General features: G+C 70.2%; 17 protein-coding genes. 9 read left to right on the top strand and 8 right to left on the bottom strand.

What is annotated here, in order from left to right:
- Position 1: 1 nt before the first annotated feature.
- On the bottom strand, positions 2-793 hold the full coding sequence (locus tag ACIOHP_RS00375; RefSeq protein WP_361542626.1) for an enoyl-CoA hydratase-related protein: 792 nt from the start codon (positions 791-793) through the stop codon (positions 2-4).
- Positions 794-1155: 362 nt separating this feature from the next.
- Between ACIOHP_RS00375 and ACIOHP_RS00370 the strand changes: the two genes are divergently transcribed.
- The gene (locus tag ACIOHP_RS00370; protein WP_003966491.1) at positions 1156-1323 is read left to right on the top strand and encodes a DUF3117 domain-containing protein; all 168 of its coding nucleotides are present in this window, start codon (positions 1156-1158) and stop codon (positions 1321-1323) included.
- 87 nt (positions 1324-1410) lie between these two features.
- On the opposite strand, the gene ACIOHP_RS00365 is transcribed toward ACIOHP_RS00370, so the two are convergent.
- Positions 1411-2043: an O-methyltransferase gene (locus ACIOHP_RS00365; RefSeq protein ID WP_361481321.1), complete on the bottom strand. Its 633-nt coding sequence runs from the start codon at positions 2041-2043 to the stop codon at positions 1411-1413.
- Between the two features lie 301 nt (positions 2044-2344).
- Between ACIOHP_RS00365 and sigE the strand changes: the two genes are divergently transcribed.
- From sigE to ACIOHP_RS00340, 5 genes are all read left to right on the top strand, one after another.
- The gene (sigE, locus tag ACIOHP_RS00360; protein WP_046260588.1) at positions 2345-3040 is read left to right on the top strand and encodes an RNA polymerase sigma factor SigE; all 696 of its coding nucleotides are present in this window, start codon (positions 2345-2347) and stop codon (positions 3038-3040) included.
- Positions 3037-3972, top strand: a complete 936-nt coding sequence (locus ACIOHP_RS00355; RefSeq protein ID WP_401881905.1) for an anti-sigma factor family protein — start codon at positions 3037-3039, stop codon at positions 3970-3972. The genes sigE and ACIOHP_RS00355 overlap by 4 nt, the downstream gene beginning before the upstream one ends.
- A 155-nt stretch (positions 3973-4127) precedes the next feature.
- Complete coding sequence (locus ACIOHP_RS00350; protein ID WP_401881902.1) at positions 4128-5996, top strand: trypsin-like peptidase domain-containing protein; 1869 nt, start codon at positions 4128-4130, stop codon at positions 5994-5996.
- Positions 5997-6166: 170 nt separating this feature from the next.
- Positions 6167-6604: a sec-independent translocase gene (locus ACIOHP_RS00345; protein ID WP_361542617.1), complete on the top strand. Its 438-nt coding sequence runs from the start codon at positions 6167-6169 to the stop codon at positions 6602-6604.
- Between the two features lie 261 nt (positions 6605-6865).
- Positions 6866-7519 (top strand): hypothetical protein, encoded by a 654-nt coding sequence (locus ACIOHP_RS00340; RefSeq protein WP_361479896.1) that lies wholly within the window; start codon positions 6866-6868, stop codon positions 7517-7519.
- Between the two features lie 61 nt (positions 7520-7580).
- On the opposite strand, the gene ACIOHP_RS00335 is transcribed toward ACIOHP_RS00340, so the two are convergent.
- The 3 genes from ACIOHP_RS00335 to ACIOHP_RS00325 are packed head-to-tail and all read right to left on the bottom strand — an operon-like array spanning position 7581 to position 10615.
- Entirely contained in the window at positions 7581-8714 is a 1134-nt protein-coding gene (locus tag ACIOHP_RS00335; protein ID WP_361542614.1) for an Mrp/NBP35 family ATP-binding protein, read from the bottom strand.
- A 43-nt stretch (positions 8715-8757) separates the two neighbouring features.
- Entirely contained in the window at positions 8758-9342 is a 585-nt protein-coding gene (locus tag ACIOHP_RS00330) for a DUF1003 domain-containing protein (protein ID WP_401881898.1), read from the bottom strand.
- Positions 9332-10615: a magnesium transporter MgtE N-terminal domain-containing protein gene (locus ACIOHP_RS00325; protein ID WP_307026206.1), complete on the bottom strand. Its 1284-nt coding sequence runs from the start codon at positions 10613-10615 to the stop codon at positions 9332-9334. The genes ACIOHP_RS00330 and ACIOHP_RS00325 overlap by 11 nt, the downstream gene beginning before the upstream one ends.
- 175 nt (positions 10616-10790) lie before the next feature.
- Here ACIOHP_RS00325 and ACIOHP_RS00320 point away from each other — a divergent pair, with 175 nt between their 5' ends.
- A complete protein-coding gene (locus ACIOHP_RS00320) occupies positions 10791-11546 on the top strand; it encodes a hypothetical protein (protein ID WP_361542607.1) in 756 nt (251 codons plus the stop codon).
- Here ACIOHP_RS00320 and ACIOHP_RS00315 read toward each other — a convergent pair whose 3' ends face one another.
- Positions 11547-12059: a hypothetical protein gene (locus tag ACIOHP_RS00315; RefSeq protein WP_401881894.1), complete on the bottom strand. Its 513-nt coding sequence runs from the start codon at positions 12057-12059 to the stop codon at positions 11547-11549.
- A 37-nt stretch (positions 12060-12096) separates the two neighbouring features.
- Complete coding sequence (locus ACIOHP_RS00310) at positions 12097-13215, bottom strand: magnesium and cobalt transport protein CorA (protein ID WP_361542601.1); 1119 nt, start codon at positions 13213-13215, stop codon at positions 12097-12099.
- A gap of 478 nt (positions 13216-13693) precedes the next feature.
- Here ACIOHP_RS00310 and ACIOHP_RS00305 point away from each other — a divergent pair, with 478 nt between their 5' ends.
- Positions 13694-14278: a suppressor of fused domain protein gene (locus ACIOHP_RS00305; RefSeq protein WP_361479876.1), complete on the top strand. Its 585-nt coding sequence runs from the start codon at positions 13694-13696 to the stop codon at positions 14276-14278.
- Positions 14279-14308: 30 nt separating this feature from the next.
- Here the strand turns inward: ACIOHP_RS00305 and ACIOHP_RS00300 are convergent, their stop codons facing one another.
- Positions 14309-15532 (bottom strand): MFS transporter, encoded by a 1224-nt coding sequence (locus ACIOHP_RS00300; RefSeq protein ID WP_361542595.1) that lies wholly within the window; start codon positions 15530-15532, stop codon positions 14309-14311.
- A gap of 173 nt (positions 15533-15705) precedes the next feature.
- On the opposite strand from ACIOHP_RS00300, the gene ACIOHP_RS00295 reads away from it, so the two are divergent.
- Positions 15706-16347 carry a DUF6758 family protein gene (locus tag ACIOHP_RS00295; protein WP_361542592.1) on the top strand — a complete coding sequence of 214 codons (642 nt, stop codon included), beginning with the start codon at positions 15706-15708 and terminating at the stop codon, positions 16345-16347.
- Positions 16348-16499: the final 152 nt, after the last annotated feature.

The raw sequence follows: 16499 nt of genomic DNA, 5'->3' as shown, positions 1-16499 counted from the left end.
CTCAGCGCCCCAGGTACTTGGGTGTCTCCTTGTTCACGAAGGCCTGCACGGCGATCGCATGGTCCTTTGAGGAGCCCGCCCGGGTCTGCAGCTCGTCCTCCTTGTCCAGCGTCTCGGCCAGGGAGTGCGAGAACCCGTACGCGACGGCTTCCTTGATCGCCGCGTAGGCCACCGTCGGCCCCTCGGCCAGCGCCCGCGCGACCTTCTCGGCCTCGCCCGGCAGCTCGGTGGACGGTACGAGACGGTTCGCGATACCCAGCTCGTACGCCTCCTGAGCCTTGATGGTCCGGGGGAAGAGCAGCAGATCGGCGGCGCGCCCCGGCCCGATCACGCGCGGGAGGGTCCACGAGACCCCGGAGTCCGCCGTCAGCGCGACCCCCGCGAAGGACGTGTTGAACCCCGCCGTGTCCGCCACCACTCGGTAGTCCGCCGCCAGGGCCAGTCCGAACCCGGCCCCGGCCGCGACGCCGTTCACCCCGGCCACCACCGGCTTCGGCATCTGCGTCAGCGCCCGCACGATCGGGTTGTAGTGCTCCGCGACGGTGCTCATGACCTTCGTCGAGCCCTGGGCCAGCAGCCCGATGTGTTCCTTGAGGTCCTGTCCGACGCAGAACGCCCGCTCCCCGGTGGAGGTCAGCAGCACCGCCCGTACGGCTTCATCGCCGGCCGCGGATTCCACCGCCTCCCGCAGCGCGACCTTCGTCGCGATGTCGAGCGCGTTCATCGCCTCGGGACGGTTGATCGTGATCGTCGCGAGCCCGTCGCTCACCTCGTAGAGCACGGTGTCGGCCATGGTGTGTCCCCTCCTGCGTCCCAGCGGGTTACTTGCGGGTTTCGAAGGACAGCATGGCGGAGATCACCGTCGAACGACCGGAACGGACGTGTGACCTGCGTCAAAGAATGTGCGACCGAAAGAGGGCGCCGGATACGTGTGCGGCCGCGCAGTATCGCAGTCACATCGCCGAATTGAGTGGTTTTGCTCGCGCGCGTTGCCCAAGCGATGCCGACTGATGTTGGTCATCGGGTCCTGAGATGCGGGATAATGGCCTGGAAGCAATGTGTTCGATGCCGGTGTCGCGTGCTCACGCACGACACGCGTGCCCTCCCAGGGCCGTCGGCTTTGACGATGAGCTGGTTTCAGGAAGGGGAACGAGCATGGCGGCCATGAAGCCGCGGACGGGCGATGGCCCGCTCGAGGTGACAAAGGAGGGGCGGGGCATTGTCATGCGCGTTCCGCTCGAAGGCGGCGGTCGGCTCGTCGTCGAGCTGACCCCTGATGAGGCCGACGCGCTCGGTGACGCCCTCAAGAAGGTCGTCGGCTGACGCGGAAGCGACCATACCCCTTCAGCTGCCCCGGCACCGTCATCGGTGTCGGGGCAGGTGTTTACCCAGGTCAGAGTGGTGCAGGGGTCAGCGCTTGACCGCGCAGAGCAGCCCGTCGCCCACCGGCAGCAGCGACGGCACCAGCTCCTGGCTCTCCCGCACCGCGCGCAGCAGTTCGCGCAGCCGCAGTACCTCGGTGGGCTGCGGACCCGAGTCCATCGTCCGGCCGTGCGCGAAGACACCCTCGAAGATGACCAGGCCCCCCGGCCGCAGCAGGCGCAACGATTCAGCGAGGTAGTCCATGACCTCCAGCCGGTCGCCGTCGCAGAAGACGAGGTCGTAGCCGGCGTCGGTGAGGCGGGGCAGGACGTCCAGGGCGCGGCCCGGGATGAAGCGGGCCCGGTTGCTGGCGAACCCGGAGGCGCGGAAGGCCTGCCGGGCGAACTGCTGGTGCTCCGGCTCGGGGTCGACCGTGGTGAGCACGCCGTCCGGCCGCATGCCGTGCAGCAGATGGATACCGGAGACACCGGTGCCGGTGCCGATCTCGGCGACCGCCTTCGCGTCGACGGAGGCCGCCAGCAGCCGCAGCGCTGCGCCCGCGCCGGGCGACACCGAGCGCAGGCCCGCTTCACGGGCCCGGTCACGGGCCCAGCGCAGCACTTCGTCCTCGGCGACGTAGGCGTCGGCGAACGCCCAGCTCGTCTGCCGGTTGGCGGTAATGACCCTCTCCTGTCCCCGTGGTTGCCTGGGCGTGACTGTATCCGTTGGGCCCGGGAACCCGCAGATGGGACCGGGCGTTTAGAGGGGTGGAGACGCACCCGGGGGGACACAGTTGGATCACGATGCCGAGCACGGGCCCGAGCGGGCGGTGACGCAGCCGCACGAGCGGTATCAGCCCAGATCAAATTCTCGTAAAACCGCTTATCCGGAGCTAACGGGCGAGGTGGCTATGGTAGGGGCTCCACTGGACACCACCAGAGCCGACAGGGGAGGTGCGGCCGCGCCTTTGGATCGGGGAGGAGTGCTGCGGCGCTTCCTCGGATCGGCGGGTAGGCCGAAATCCGTGAACGACACCGCTGCTGACCACAGCCACGGCGACTACGCCACCGCGACCTTCTCCACCGACGCGGACGGGCAGGCCTGGACTCCTCCGACGTGGGAGGAGATCGTCAGCACGCACAGCGGCCGGGTCTACCGGCTCGCCTACCGCCTGACGGGCAACCAGCACGACGCCGAGGACCTCACTCAGGAGGTCTTCGTCCGCGTCTTCCGCTCCTTGTCGACCTACACGCCCGGCACCTTCGAGGGCTGGCTCCACCGCATCACCACCAACCTGTTCCTGGACATGGTCCGGCGCAAGCAGCGCATCCGCTTCGACGCCCTCGGCGAGGACGCGGCGGAGCGCCTGCCCAGCCGTGAGCCGTCGCCGCAGCAGGTCTTCAACGACGCGCACTTCGACGCGGACGTCCAGCAGGCTCTCGACACCCTCGCGCCCGAGTTCCGCGCCGCGGTCGTCCTGTGCGACATCGAAGGACTGTCCTACGAGGAGATCGCCGCGACCCTGGGCGTCAAGCTCGGCACGGTCCGCTCGCGGATCCACCGTGGCCGTTCCCAGCTGCGCAAGGCACTCGCGCACCGCTCGCCGGAGGCGCGGGCCGAGCGTCGCTCCTTCGTGCCCCGCGTCGCCGCTCTGGGGGGAGGGGGCGCGACCGCGTGAGTGGATCACGGCCCAATCCCGCCGAAGGGCGGTTTGCTGAGCAGCACCTGGGAGACCGACTCGCCGCGCTGGTCGATGGCGAGCTCGGTCATGAGACGCGCGAGCGCGTCCTCGCTCACCTGGCCACCTGCGCCAGGTGCAAGGCCGAGGCCGACGCCCAGCGCCGACTGAAGAACGTCTTCGCGGAGGCCGCGCCCCCGCCTCCCTCCGAGAGCTTCCTGGCCCGCCTCCAGGGGCTGCCCGGAGGAGGTGACTCGGACGGCGGCTCGCCGTTCGGGGGAGGATTCACCGACGGCTTCTCCGGACGGCCCGGCAGCGCCGGAGTCTTCGGCGTGAAGCGCGGCGAGCGTTTCGCGTTCGACTATGTCCCCGCGACGCCGCACGCCTCCGCGCTCAACCCCTCCGGCGGCGGTTTCCGCATCCATGACGTCAGCCGGCACGAGGCCGACAGATCGGCGTCGCGCGGTATGCGGTTCGCGTTCGTCGTGGGCGGGGCGGTGTCGCTGGCCGCGATCGCGCTGGGCGGCGTCACCACGGTCGCGCCGACCGACACGGACGCCCGTGGCGGCTCGGGCGGCAGCAATGTCACCCCGGCCCGCACACAGGGCGGCACGGGCGCCGCGACACCCGACAGCCAGCGCCGCCGCGCGGTGGGTCCGCTGTTCGCCCAGGACCAGTCCCGGATCGACGCCCCGGTCGCCCCGACCGAGGTGTCCGCGCCGCTGGTTCCCGGCACCCAGGCGCACGAGGCCACGCTGACCGCACCCGTGGTGGCCGGCGCGGCCGCCATGTCCCCGTTGATACGTCCGCTCGGCACGACCCCGCCGCTCACCCTGACCTCCTGGTCCACGTCCGCGGACCTCACCCCGCGGGGCCTGCTCGCCGCACCCGTCCCCCACGCGACCCCCTCCCCCTCCGGCACCGCCCACTGACCCGGCCTCTGCGCGTCGGCACCCGAACCTGGTTGAATCCAGGGAGAGCCGTGCCCGCGCCTGTCCGGCAGATCAGGCCGTGATGGCGGCAGCGTGCCTGACAGGCGCAGGTGAGCGGGGCCGACGTGCCGGCCAGGCCCCGGTGTGGGGAGAGCATGAACGAGGGGAAGCCCACGAAGGCGAAGTGGTGGAGCCGACCGCGTCCGCAGGGCCCTGCGGACCAGGCGGAGGGGGCTCCGGCCGCGCCGGGCGAGTACAGCGTGGGGACCGAGGGGACACCTCCGGTGCCGGGTCCCACCGCCGACGGTGACTATGAGCTGAGGCAGCCTCAGCAGGTGGCCGGCACGGCCGATGCCGAGGGCGACTTCGCGCTGAGGTCGCCGCGGGATGCCGTGCGCGAGGACGGTCCGTCCGTGCCCGAGCCTGAGCCCGGACCTGGACCTGGACCTGAACCTGAACCAGGGCCTGAGCCCGGACCCGAGGACCGGGCTCCCGCAGGGACCCAGGACGACGGTGACTTCGAGCTGAGCCTGCCCCTCTCGCACACCGCCCCGGCGGTGGAGGAAGCCACGGCAGACCCCGCTCCCAAGCCCCTGCACGACCCCGACCCGTACAGCACGCCACCGTACGGCGAGCCCGGCCCCTGGGCCCCGGCCCCGCCCGTACAGCACCCGGCGAACACCCCGTCCCACGGCACGGCGATACCGACGCCCCCACAGGCGCACGGCACCCCCGCGCCGGCCCCCGGCACCCCTTCCTACGCGGACGCACCCCCTCCGGCGCCCTACGCCGAGACCCCGCCCACCCCATCCCCCGCCAACCCCTGGCGGAACTACGACCCCTGGGCCCCCGTCCCCCTCCCCACCTCCCTCCAGCAGAACGGCGCCGCCGTCCCCACCAAGGACGGGCGCCGTAAGCGTGCCAGGAGGGTCCTGATCGTCGGTGCCGTGCTGCTCGCGCTCGTGTCCGGGGGCGTCGGCGGGGCCGTAGGGGCCTATCTGGAGCGCAATGGCGGCGTCGGGGACGTGGAGCTGCCGCAGGCCGACGCCGAGCCCGCAGGGCGGGCGCCGGACAGCGTGGCGGGGATCGCCGCACGGGCGCTGCCCAGCGTGGTGACCCTCCATGTGAGCGGCGCGGAGGAGCAGGGCACCGGCACCGGGTTCGTGCTCGACGACCGCGGCCACATCCTCACCAACAACCACGTCGTCGAGCCCGCCGGAGCCGGCGGCGACATATCCGTCACCTTCCACAGCGGCGACACCGCCAAGGCCACCGTCGTCGGGCGGGACAGCGGCTACGACCTCGCCGTCGTGAAGGTCACCGGTGTCAGCGGACTCCAGCCCATGACCCTCGGCAACTCCGACAGCGTCCAGGTCGGCGACCCGGTCGTCGCCATCGGCGCCCCCTACGACCTGGAGGGCACCGTCACCTCCGGGATCATCAGCGCCAAGGAGCGGCCCATCACGGCCGGCGGCGAGAGCGGCGACGGCAGCGACGTGTCGTACGTCGACGCCCTGCAGACCGACGCACCCATCAACCCCGGCAACTCCGGCGGCCCCCTCCTCGACTCCAAGGCCCGGGTCATCGGCATCAACTCCGCGATCCGCTCCGCCGACGACGGCTCCGACTCCGGCGGCGCCCAGTCCGGCTCCATCGGCCTCGGCTTCGCCATCCCCATCAACCAGGGCAAGCGCGTCGCCGAAGAGCTGATCAACACCGGCAAGGCGACCCACCCGGTCATCGGCGTCACCCTCGACATGGACTACTCGGGCGACGGCGCCCGCGTCGGTACGAAGGGCAACGGCGGAGGGCCCGCGGTCATCGCCGGTGGCGCCGGGGACAAGGCCGGCATCAAGTCGGGCGACGTCATCACCGAGGTCGACGGCCAGCGCATCCACTCCGGCGAGGAGCTGATCGTCAAGACCCGCGCCCACCGCCCGGGCGACCGGCTGGAGCTCACCGTGGAACGCGGCGGTGAGGAGCTGACCATCTCCCTGGTGCTGGGATCCTCGGACGGCGATTGAGCGCCCCCGATCAACAGAAACCTCACAGGCGCGCCCGCAAACCCGGTCCCACAAGGCAAACAACCCTCAAAACCGCTCATGCCCGCGCACTCGGAGGCCTCGGGACAGTACCGGTCGTACCGGATCGCCGGGTACCGTGGACCCGGCCCGGACATCGCAAGGAGCTTCAGGTGTTCAATGACATAGGACCGCTCGAGCTGGTGACGCTCGTTGTCCTCGCCGTGCTCGTCTTCGGTCCGGACAAGCTCCCGAAGGTCATCCAGGACGTCATGCGGACCGTCCGGAAGATCCGGGAGTTCTCGGAGAGCGCCAAGCAGGACATCCGCTCGGAACTCGGTCCCGAGTTCAAGGACTTCGAGTTCGAGGACCTGAACCCCAAGACGTTCATCCGCAAGCAGATGGACAACGACGAGCTGGGGCTCAAGGAGATCCGCAACGGCTTCGACATCAAGAAGGAGATGGCCGAGGTCACCGACGCGGTGCACGGCCGTGAGTCGGAGTCGTCCTCGTCCTCCTCCGGGTCGTCGTCAGGCGGCCGGATCGACATGACCAAGAAGCCCGACGACGGCAAGGACGACCGCCCGGTCTTCGACGCGGACGCCACCTGAACGTCGTACACCCGCAGTCGTACCCATGCTCCTCAGCCGCACGTCAGTGACGTGCGGCTCCGTCGTACGTGACGCGTTTCATATCCCGCCGTGCCTCCGTGCGGCCTGAACCCGACGCCCGGACGCCCCACGCGCCGGGCGCTTTCGCTGCTGGTCCCGGTGGGGTGGCTATGCTGCCGAGTTGTTGTGCGGACCGGACGAGTCGCCCGAAGGGGGGTGGGCCGTTCCGGACCGACGAGGAACGAGGAGGCGTCCGGGCACATGGAGACGACGAGTCAGGCGGTCGCACAGGCCCCGGCGGAGGGCGGACAGCAGGTCCCCTCCGCCCGGCGCACGGTCGACGGCTACCTGCTGGCGCCCTTCCCGTGGTACGGCCTCGACGAGGCTTTCACGGGTCCGCGCTGGCTGATGCAGGTCGGGACGGCGGCGGACGGTGCCGTCGAGCACGGTTCGATCGGGCACGGTGACGAGCCCTCCGTACGGAACGAGGCGTCGGAGGACAAGGAGAAGTTCGCGGTGGTGGTGACCGTCGCGGCGAATCCGTCCCGCAGGAGCGCCGACGGCACGGGGCTTCTCGAGGCGACGTCGGTCTCCTCGGCGGCGTGGCTCGCGGGGGTCGGGCTGCTGTCCTTCACCTGGCCCGGCTCGATGGACCACTCGCTGCGCGACGACTGGCTGGACCAGCAGACGGAGACGGCGTGGGCCCTGGCCGACGACCTCGACGGTTCGGACTGGTCGACCCTGTCGCTCCCCGTGGACGGGGTGCCGACGTCCTTCCACTACCGCGAGTCCGAGTTCGGCTGGGTCCTCGCCGGGTCCACGCCGGAGGGCGTGCACGTGGGGGCGTACGGGAGAGGCATGAGCGCGTACGGGCTCGGCTTCGCCATGATCAAGGACATCTCGGCCTACGCATAGCCGGTCCTACGACGAGGGGGCGCCGACTCCGTGAGTCGGCGCCCCCTCGTCGTAGCAGGATCTAGAACTTGTTCCGCGGGGTGATCCCCAGGGACAGTCCCGCGAGGCCGCGCTGGCGTCCGCCCAGCTTCCCCGCGATCGCCCGCAGCGCCGCGCCCGCCGGGGAGTCCGGGTCGCTCAGGACGACCGGCTTGCCGTCGTCGCCGCCCTCGCGCAGGCGGACGTCGATCGGGATGGAGCCGAGGACCGGGACCGTCGCGCCGGTCGTCTTCGTGAGACCGTCGGCGACCATCTGGCCGCCGCCCGTGCCGAAGATGTCGACCATCTCGTCGCAGTGCGGGCAGGGCATGCCGGACATGTTCTCGACCACGCCGACGATCTTCTGGTGGGTCTGGACGGCGATGGCACCCGCCCGCTCGGCCACCTCGGCGGCAGCCTGCTGCGGGGTCGTCACGACCAGGATCTCGGCGTTCGGGACCAGCTGGGCCACGGAGATCGCGATGTCGCCCGTGCCCGGCGGAAGGTCGAGGAGGAGGACGTCGAGGTCACCCCAGTACACGTCCGCGAGGAACTGCTGAAGAGCCCTGTGCAGCATCGGGCCGCGCCACACCACCGGGGCGTTGCCCGGGGTGAACATGCCGATGGAGATGACCTTCACACCGTGCGCCGACGGCGGCATGATCATGTTCTCGACCTGGGTCGGACGCCCGTCGGCGCCCAGCATGCGGGGCACGGAGTGGCCGTAGATGTCGGCGTCCACGACGCCCACCTTCAGACCGTCCGCGGCCAGCGCCGCCGCCAGGTTCACCGTCACCGAGGACTTGCCGACGCCGCCCTTGCCGGAGGCGACCGCGTACACGCGCGTGAGCGAGCCCGGCTTGGCGAAGGGGACCTCGCGCTCGGTCTGGCCTCCGCGCAGGGCCGTCGCCAACTCCTTGCGCTGCTCGTCGCTCATGACGTCGAGCGTGACCTCGACACCGGTGACGCCCTCGACCGCCGAGACCGCGTCGGTCACACGCTGGGTGATCGTCTCGCGCATCGGGCAGCCGGAGACCGTCAGGTAGACGGCGACCGCGACCGCTCCGTCCGCGCCGATGTCCACCGACTTGACCATTCCCAGTTCGGTGATGGGTCGGTTGATCTCGGGGTCGTTCACCGTCGCCAGTGCCTCGCGCACCGCGTCTTCGCTAGCCATAAGGACGATGGTACGGCTCGGTGGCGTGACCCCGGGATGCCCGTCAGCGGTCTTCTACGTCACGTCCGGGCGACCGTTCTGCCGGGAATACGCCGTGGCCGTCCCCTCGCTCCTCCAGTTCCTTCATCAGGTCCTGCAGCTCGGAGCGGATCCAGTCCCGGGTGGCGACCTCCCCGAGGCCGATCCGCAGGGCGGCGATCTCGCGGGTCAGATACTCGGTGTCGGCGATCGAGCGCTCGTTCTGCTTGCGGTCCTGCTCCAGATTGACCCGGTCTCGATCGTCCTGCCGGTTCTGCGCGAGCAGGATCAGAGGGGCCGCGTAGGAGGCCTGGAGCGACAGCATCAGGGTCAGGAAGATGAAGGGGTAGTTGTCGAACTTCAGGTCGCCCGGCGCGAAGATGTTCCACAGCACCCACACGATGATGACGATCGTCATCCAGACGATGAACCGCCCGGTGCCGAGGAACCGCGCGATGCGCTCGGAGAGCCGTCCGAAGGCCTCCGGGTCCCACTCGGGCAGCAGGCGCCGCCGGGGCGGCCGGGGCTGGTCCAGACGGGCACGCGGGCGCGTGGTGGCGGTGGCGCCCGCGGGGGTGCGCTCGCGGCCCGTCTCACGCTCAGGAGCCATGCGGAGTCACCTCGTCCTCGTCGAGGTGGAACTCGGTCTCCCGCCAGTCCTCCGGCAGCATGTGGTCCAGGACGTCGTCCACGGTCACCGCGCCCAGCAGTGACCCGGAGTCGTCCACGACGGGCGCCGCCACCATGTCGTACGTCGCGAAGAACCCGGCGACGACCGGCAGCGCGGCGTCCGGGTCCAGGGGCTGGAGGTCGTCGTCGATGATCGCGCTGACCAGGGTGTACGGCGGGTCCCGCAGCAGGCGCTGGAAGTGGACCGTGCCGAGGTACTTGCCGGTCGGCGTCTCGTCGGGCGGGCGGCAGACGTAGACCTGGGCGGCGAGGGCCGGCGACAGGTCGGCGTTGCGGACCCGGGCGAGGGCGTCGGCGACGGTGGCGTCGGGCCGCAGCACGATCGGCTCGGTCGTCATCAGACCGCCGGCCGTGTGCTCCTCGTACGACATCAGGCGCCGCATGTCGGCCGCGTCGGCGGGCTCCATCAGGCTCAGCAGCCGCTCCTGGTCCTCCTCGGGGAGCTCGGAGAGCAGGTCGGCCGCGTCGTCCGGGTCCATGGCCTCCAGGACGTCCGCGGCCCGCTCCTCCTTGAGCTTGCCGAGGATCTCGATCTGGTCGTCCTCCGGGAGCTCTTCGAGTACGTCGGCCAGGCGGTCGTCGTCGAGGGCCGCGGCGACCTCCGCGCGGCGCTTGGGGGAGAGGTGGTGCAGGACGTTCGCCAGGTCGGCGGGGCGGAGCTGCTCGAAGGTGGCGAGGAGGCTCTCGGCGCCCTGTCCGTGCTCCTCCAGGGAGAAGCCGGTGACGGCGGACCACTCGACGGTCAGCGTCTCGCCCTTGCGGCGGAACGCGCCGCCCTTGCCGCCCTTGCGTACGAAGACGCGGTCGATCTCCCAGTCCCGGCGGGCCGGCAGCTGCTGCACGGACACGTCGAGGACGGTGACCTCTTCCTTGGCCTCGACGAGCGTCACGCGCCGGTCCAGGAGCTCGCCGAAGACCAGGCGCTCGGTGGGCCGCTGCTCGAAGCGGCGGACGTTGAGCACCCCGGTGGTGATGACCTGGCCGGACTCGATGCTGGTCACGCGGGTCATGGGCAGGAAGATGCGGCGCCGGGTCGACAGTTCGACGACGAGACCGAGCACTCGCGGCGGTCTGCGTCCGACGCGCAGCATGACGACCAGGTCGCGCACCCGGCCCACCTGGTCGCCGTTCGGATCGAAGACGGCGACTCCGGCGAGGTGCGAGACGAAGATCCTGGGGACACCCCCTGCCATGCCTGCGCCTCCTTTTCACGCCGATTGCCCGCTGGGACGGGCTTCAGGCTAGCCCGTCCCGATGCGGTACGCCCTGGTGGGGCGGTCCGGACGGACTGGCTCCGTCGGGCCCTCGGGGCCCCGGTACTCTGCGGTACGCCTCCGATGGACCCTCGTCAGAAAGGCAGCCCCACCTGTGACTGCGATTCCCCAGGGCCGCACCCGCCGGACCGGACTGCTGGGCGCGATGTGCGCCCTGGTCGTGACGGGAACGGGCCTGACCGGGTGCGGTGGTGACGACCCCGACGCGGGCACCAACGGGGTCGGCAAGCTGCCGGCCGCTCAGATCCAGACGAAGACCCAGGCGGCCGCCGAGTCCGCCGACACGGTGCGTCTCTCAGGGAACGTGGTCACCAGCGGGCGCACTTACAAACTCGACATGCGTCTCAAGTCCGACGGCGCCTCGGGCTCGGTCACCTCCGAGGGCGCGACCTTCGGGCTGCTACGGATCGGCGAGCAGCTCTATCTCAAGGCCGACGCGGACTTCTGGGGTCAGCAGGACGGCAAGGGCGACTCCGGCACGGACACCGCCGCCGCCGACAAGCTCGACGACAAGTTCGTGAAAGTGCCGCAGGGAGACCCCTCGTACAAGAAGTTCAGCGGCTTCACCGACAAGGACGTCCTCCTGGAGGGCCTGCTGACCCTGCACGGCGAGCTGTCCACCGACGGCCACCACGAGCAGTCCGGCACCCGCACCATCCGCATCACCGGCGGTGACGGCTCCGGCGGCAAGCTGGACGTCTCCCTGGAGGGCGAGCCGTATCCGCTCCGCCTGGAACGCGCGGGCGGCGCGGGCACGCTGACTTTCTCGGGCTGGGGCAAGCCCTTCAGCCTGAAGGAGCCGGAGAAGGACGAGACGGTGGACTACGGCAAGCAGCTGCCGACGTCCTGACTACTTCCGCCTGCGCCGCTTCAGCAGCAGCCTGGGAAGCCCCGCGGGGATCGGCTGCCGGGTCGTGGCCGTCGTGGGAACCGGCGCCTCGGCCAGATCCCCGTCGGGCAACGGCAGCGTCGAGCCGGTCGGTTCGAGCCGCAGCACCCGGCACTCGCGCGCCCAGCGCCCCGTCATCGCCTCCCCGTCGGGCGCGTTGAGCCGCTTGCCCTTGAGCTCGGCGACGGCCGCGTCCCAGGCCTCGGACCCGGCGGACAGCTCGACGACCTTCGCCGTCCAGGCCACCAGCCGTCCGCCCTTGTCCTTGCTGCGGACGGTCACCTCGGCCTCGGTCCCGTCAATGAGCCCCGGCAGCGGCTGCTCGCCCGGCCCGTCGCCGACCAGACACATCGCACCCTCGTGCCACACGTGCCAGAGCGCCCGGGCCGGACCCTCGGGGCCCCTGACCCAGACGAGGCCGGACTTCTTCGTGGCCTCCTCGACGAGGGCCTGGTCGAGCAGCTCGCTTGTCATGCGCCCAGCCTATCCAGGCGGGGTCACCGGGACCGGGTCACAGCCAGCCGTTGCGCTTCAGCGTGCGGTGGATGCCGAGGCAGATGACACCGGTGATCATCATGATCACGGGGTAGCCGTAGCGCCAGTGCAGCTCGGGCATGTGCTCGAAGTTCATGCCGTACACGCCGCACACCATCGTCGGTACGGCGATGATGGCCGCCCACGAGGTGATCTTCCGCATGTCCTCGTTCTGTGCGACGGACGCCTGCGCGAGGTTGGCCTGGAGGATCGAGTTGAGCAGCTCGTCGAAGCCGATGACCTGCTCCTGGACCCGGGCGAGGTGGTCGGCGACGTCCCGGAAGTACTTCTGGATGTCGGGGTCGATGAGCCGCATCGGCCGCTCGCTCAGCAGCTGCATGGGGCGCAGGAGCGGCGAGACGGCCCGCTTGAACTCCAGGACCTCACGCTTGAGTTGGTAGATCCGGCCGGCGTCCGTGCCGCGCGGCGAGCCCTTGCGCCCCGGCGAGAACACCTCTGTCTCGACCTCGTCGATGTCGTCCTGCACCGCGTCGGCGACCGCGATGTACCCGTCGACGACATGGTCGGCGATCGCGTGCAGCACCGCCGAAGGGCCTTTGGCGAGCAGCTCGGGGTCGTCCTGGAGGCGGTGGCGCAGCGCCCGCAGCGAACCCTGTCCGCCGTGCCGGACGGTGATGAAGAAGTCCCGTCCGGTGAAGCACATGACCTCGCCGGTCTCGACGATCTCGCTGTTGGCGGTGAGTTCGTCGTGCTCGACGTAGTGGATGGTCTTGAAGACGGTGAAGAGGGAGTCGTCGTAGCGCTCCAGCTTGGGCCGCTGGTGTGCCTGCACCGCGTCCTCCACGGCCAGCGGGTGCAGCCCGAACTCGCTTGCGATACCGGAGAATTCGGCCTCGGTCGGCTCGTGCAGACCGATCCACACGAAGCCCCCGTCGCGGCGCACCTGACGCATCGCCTCGTGCGGGGTCAGGGCCGTGGGCATCTGGACGCGGGCCCCGTCGCGGTAGACGGCGCAGTCGACGACGGCCGAGGGCGTCCCGGGGTCTCGCGTGGTGTCGTAGTCGGTGCTGCTGCTCTTGCGCAGCGAGACGCGGGAGGGTCGGACCACGGCACGCAGGTCGCGGATCATCGACATGGCGGGCTCCTTCGCGACAGGCAACGAAAAGCCGCTTCAACGGATGGAACTGCCCGGAATGAGGACGTCCTGACTGCGGATGTTTGGCACGTCCACAAAGCGGGGAGCACCGCACCATTGCGGTAGCGGGTTTCGCTGCTGATACAGATCAAACAGATCAGGCAAAACGAGACGAAGTGCTCTTCCGACGATGAAGACGCGAGCGTGAGAGGCGGCGATCGGCCGAGGGCGGATCAGCTACATCAGTGGCCGGAAGAGCGAGTGGTACTACCAGGTCGACTTCGATCCATGACAGCCCCACCTCCTCCGGTCGGTCCCTCGTAAGGGACGATCCATTCCCCGTAGGGGGAGTCTCACGGCGTCGGGACTCGATAGCGACGCTTCTGCGTGCTGCCCCGAACCACCGGCAAAGAGTATCAGCCGACCGAATAGTCAAGGCGCTGCTTTGCCCGGTACTGACGAGTTCTATGCTCGCGGCATGGCTGATGTTCTTCCCTTGGTCGAGGCCCGGTTGCGTACGGCGCTGGGCGAACCGGACGCGCGCGCCGCGGTCACCTTCCTCGGCACGGATCGCGTCGAGGTGCTGCGTTTCCAGGAGGGCGACATCGTCCGCTACGCCACGCTCGGCATGTCGGCGCAACCGATGGGCGACCCCACCGCGGTGCTCGCCGACCCGGTCAAGGGACCGCGCGCCGAGCTGGTCCTCTCGGTCCGCGCCGGACTCGCCGACACCGACAAGGTGCTCCGCCCGCTCGCCGTACTCGCCGCGTCCCCGCAGGTCGAGGGTGTGATCGTGGCCCCCGGCGCCTCCCTCGACGTCGGTGAACCCCTGTGGCCCGGCGCCCCGTTCACCTCGGTCCTGGTGGCCGAACCCGGCGGTCTGGTCGAGGACCTGGAGCTCGACGAGCCCATGGACCCGGTCCAGTTCCTTCCGCTGCTGCCCATGACCCCGAACGAGGCCGCCTGGAAGCGCGTCCACGGTGCTCAGGCCCTTCAGGAGCGCTGGCTGACGAACGGGACGGACCTCCGGGATCCGTCCCGGAAGTCCGTCCCGCTGGAGTGACTGACGTCACCAACCGGTGGCTGAAAAGCGTCAGTTGACGAAGACGGCCACGCTGTCCTCTGTGGCGTGCTTCGACTCCAGTTCTTCCGCTTCATGAGTGAGCGCGTTCCGTCGTACGACGACCACGAGCGCGCCCAGGACGGCGGTCACCGCCGCCACCACGAACGGCATGTGGATGTCGCTCCACTCCTCGATCTTCGGCGCGAAGTAGGGCGCGGCGGCGGCCGCGAACCAGCGCACGAAGTTGTAGCCGGCGCTCGCCACCGGGCGCGGCGCGTCCGACACGCCGAGCGCCAGTTCCGTGTAGACGGTGTTGTTCACGCCGATGAACGCGCCGGAGAGGATCGTGCAGACGATCGCGACGGTGTGACTGCCGTAGCCGAGGGCGAGTACGTCGACGGCGAGCAGGACGAGCGAGCCGCCGAGCACCTTCAGGGAACCGAACCGCCGCTGCAGACGCGGTGCCACGAGCACCGAGAACACGGCGAGCAGCACACCCCAGGCGAAGAACACGGCACCCGACTTGTACGGGGTCATGTTCAGCACGAACGGCGTGAAGGCCAGCACGGTGAAGAACGTGTAGTTGTAGAAGAACGCCGAGGCGGCGGCGGAGGCGAGACCGCCGTGACCCAGTGCCTTGAGGGGGTCGAGCAGTGAGGTCTTGCGGGCCGGCCTGGGCTGCTCCTTCAGGAACACCGTGATGCACAGGAAGCCGACCGCCATCAGGAAGGCCGTGCCGAAGAACGGGTAGCGCCAGTTGGCGTCGCCGAGCAGCGCGCCCAGCAGCGGGCCGCACGCCATGCCCAGGCCGAGCGCCGACTCGTACAGCAGGATCGCCGCGGCGCTGCCGCCCGCCGCCGCGCCGACGATGACGGCGAGGGCCGTCGAGACGAAGAGGGCGTTGCCGAGGCCCCAGCCCGCGCGGAAGCCCACGAGTTCGGCGACCGAGTTCGAGGTGCCCGCGAGGCCGGCGAAGACGACCACGAACGCGAGGCCGAGCAGCAGGGTCTTGCGCCCGCCGATGCGGCTGGAGACGAAGCCGGTGACCAGCATCGCGACGGCGGTGATGAGGAAGTACGAGGTGAAGAGCAGGGAGACCTGGCTGGCGGTGGCGTCGAGGCCCTGGGCGATGGACGGCAGGATCGGGTCGACCAGTCCGATGCCCATGAAGGCGACGACGGAGGCACCGGCCGTGGCCCAGACCGCCTTGGGCTGTCGCAGGAGGCTGCCCGCTCCCGCGTCGAAGGCGTCCATGGTTTCTCCAATTCCGGCGAGGAGATGGTTGGTATATGCACATAGTAAGTTAGGGCAGCTAAATAATGCAAGCTACACCTACTTTCTCCTGGTGGGGCGCTCCCGAAGGCGGTTCCGTCCGGACGGGTGATCGTCCTTGACGTGGGGGAGCAGGGGTAGGACCGTGGGGCCCTATGAGGGGCGAACCCAGTTGCCCGAAGTGTGGTGGCCGGGTCAGGGCTCCCGGACTCTTCGCCGACACCTGGCAGTGCGATGTGCACGGGACGGTGCATCCGCTCCAGCCGGTGATCCCGCCCAGCGTCGAGGCGCTCGACGTCGTGGTGCACCGCACACAGGTACCGGTCTGGATGCCGTGGCCACTGCCGGTCGGTTGGCTGTTCACGGGTGTGGGCTGCGCGGGCGACGACCGCAGCGGGGGTCGTGCGACGGCGGTGGCGTGCACGGGACCGGGTCCGCTGGGCGGTATCGGGGAGCTGATCCTTGTCGCCGAGGAGCTCGGTGTGGGCCTCGGTGCGCGGTACGCCGGGATCGACGGGCCGGATCCGGGGCCGTACATGAACGTCGAGAAGCCGCCGCAGGTGAAGGTGCTGGCCGCCGGGCGGCCTACGCCGCTGTGGCATGTCTCCGGGGCGCCGGATGATCGTGCGGTCTTCGCCGGTGAGGCTCGCGGACTGTGGCTGTGGGCCGTGGTGTGGCCCGAGCAGTCGGGGCTGCTGATGTACGACGAGCTGGTGCTGACGGATCTGCGGGACGCGGGGGCCGAGGTGGAGCTGGTGCCCTGCGGGGCGTTGTCGCCGCGCTTGCTCGAGCCGTAGCGCCTGCGGGGGTGGGGGCTTCGGTGCGTTGGCGGCTGCGGGCCGTCCGGGGCTCGTCGCGCAGTTCCCCGCGCCCCTGGGTGCGTCTGTGTAAAGGTCGCTCACAGGTTTCGGGTGTGACAGGGGTCCTTGTAAGTCCGGTTATCCTTTAG

The organism is Streptomyces sp. NPDC087859 (genome assembly GCF_044742595.1).
In the GTDB taxonomy this organism is placed as follows: domain Bacteria; phylum Actinomycetota; class Actinomycetes; order Streptomycetales; family Streptomycetaceae; genus Streptomyces; species Streptomyces canus_F.
This window is presented reverse-complemented; position numbering and strand designations above follow the sequence as displayed.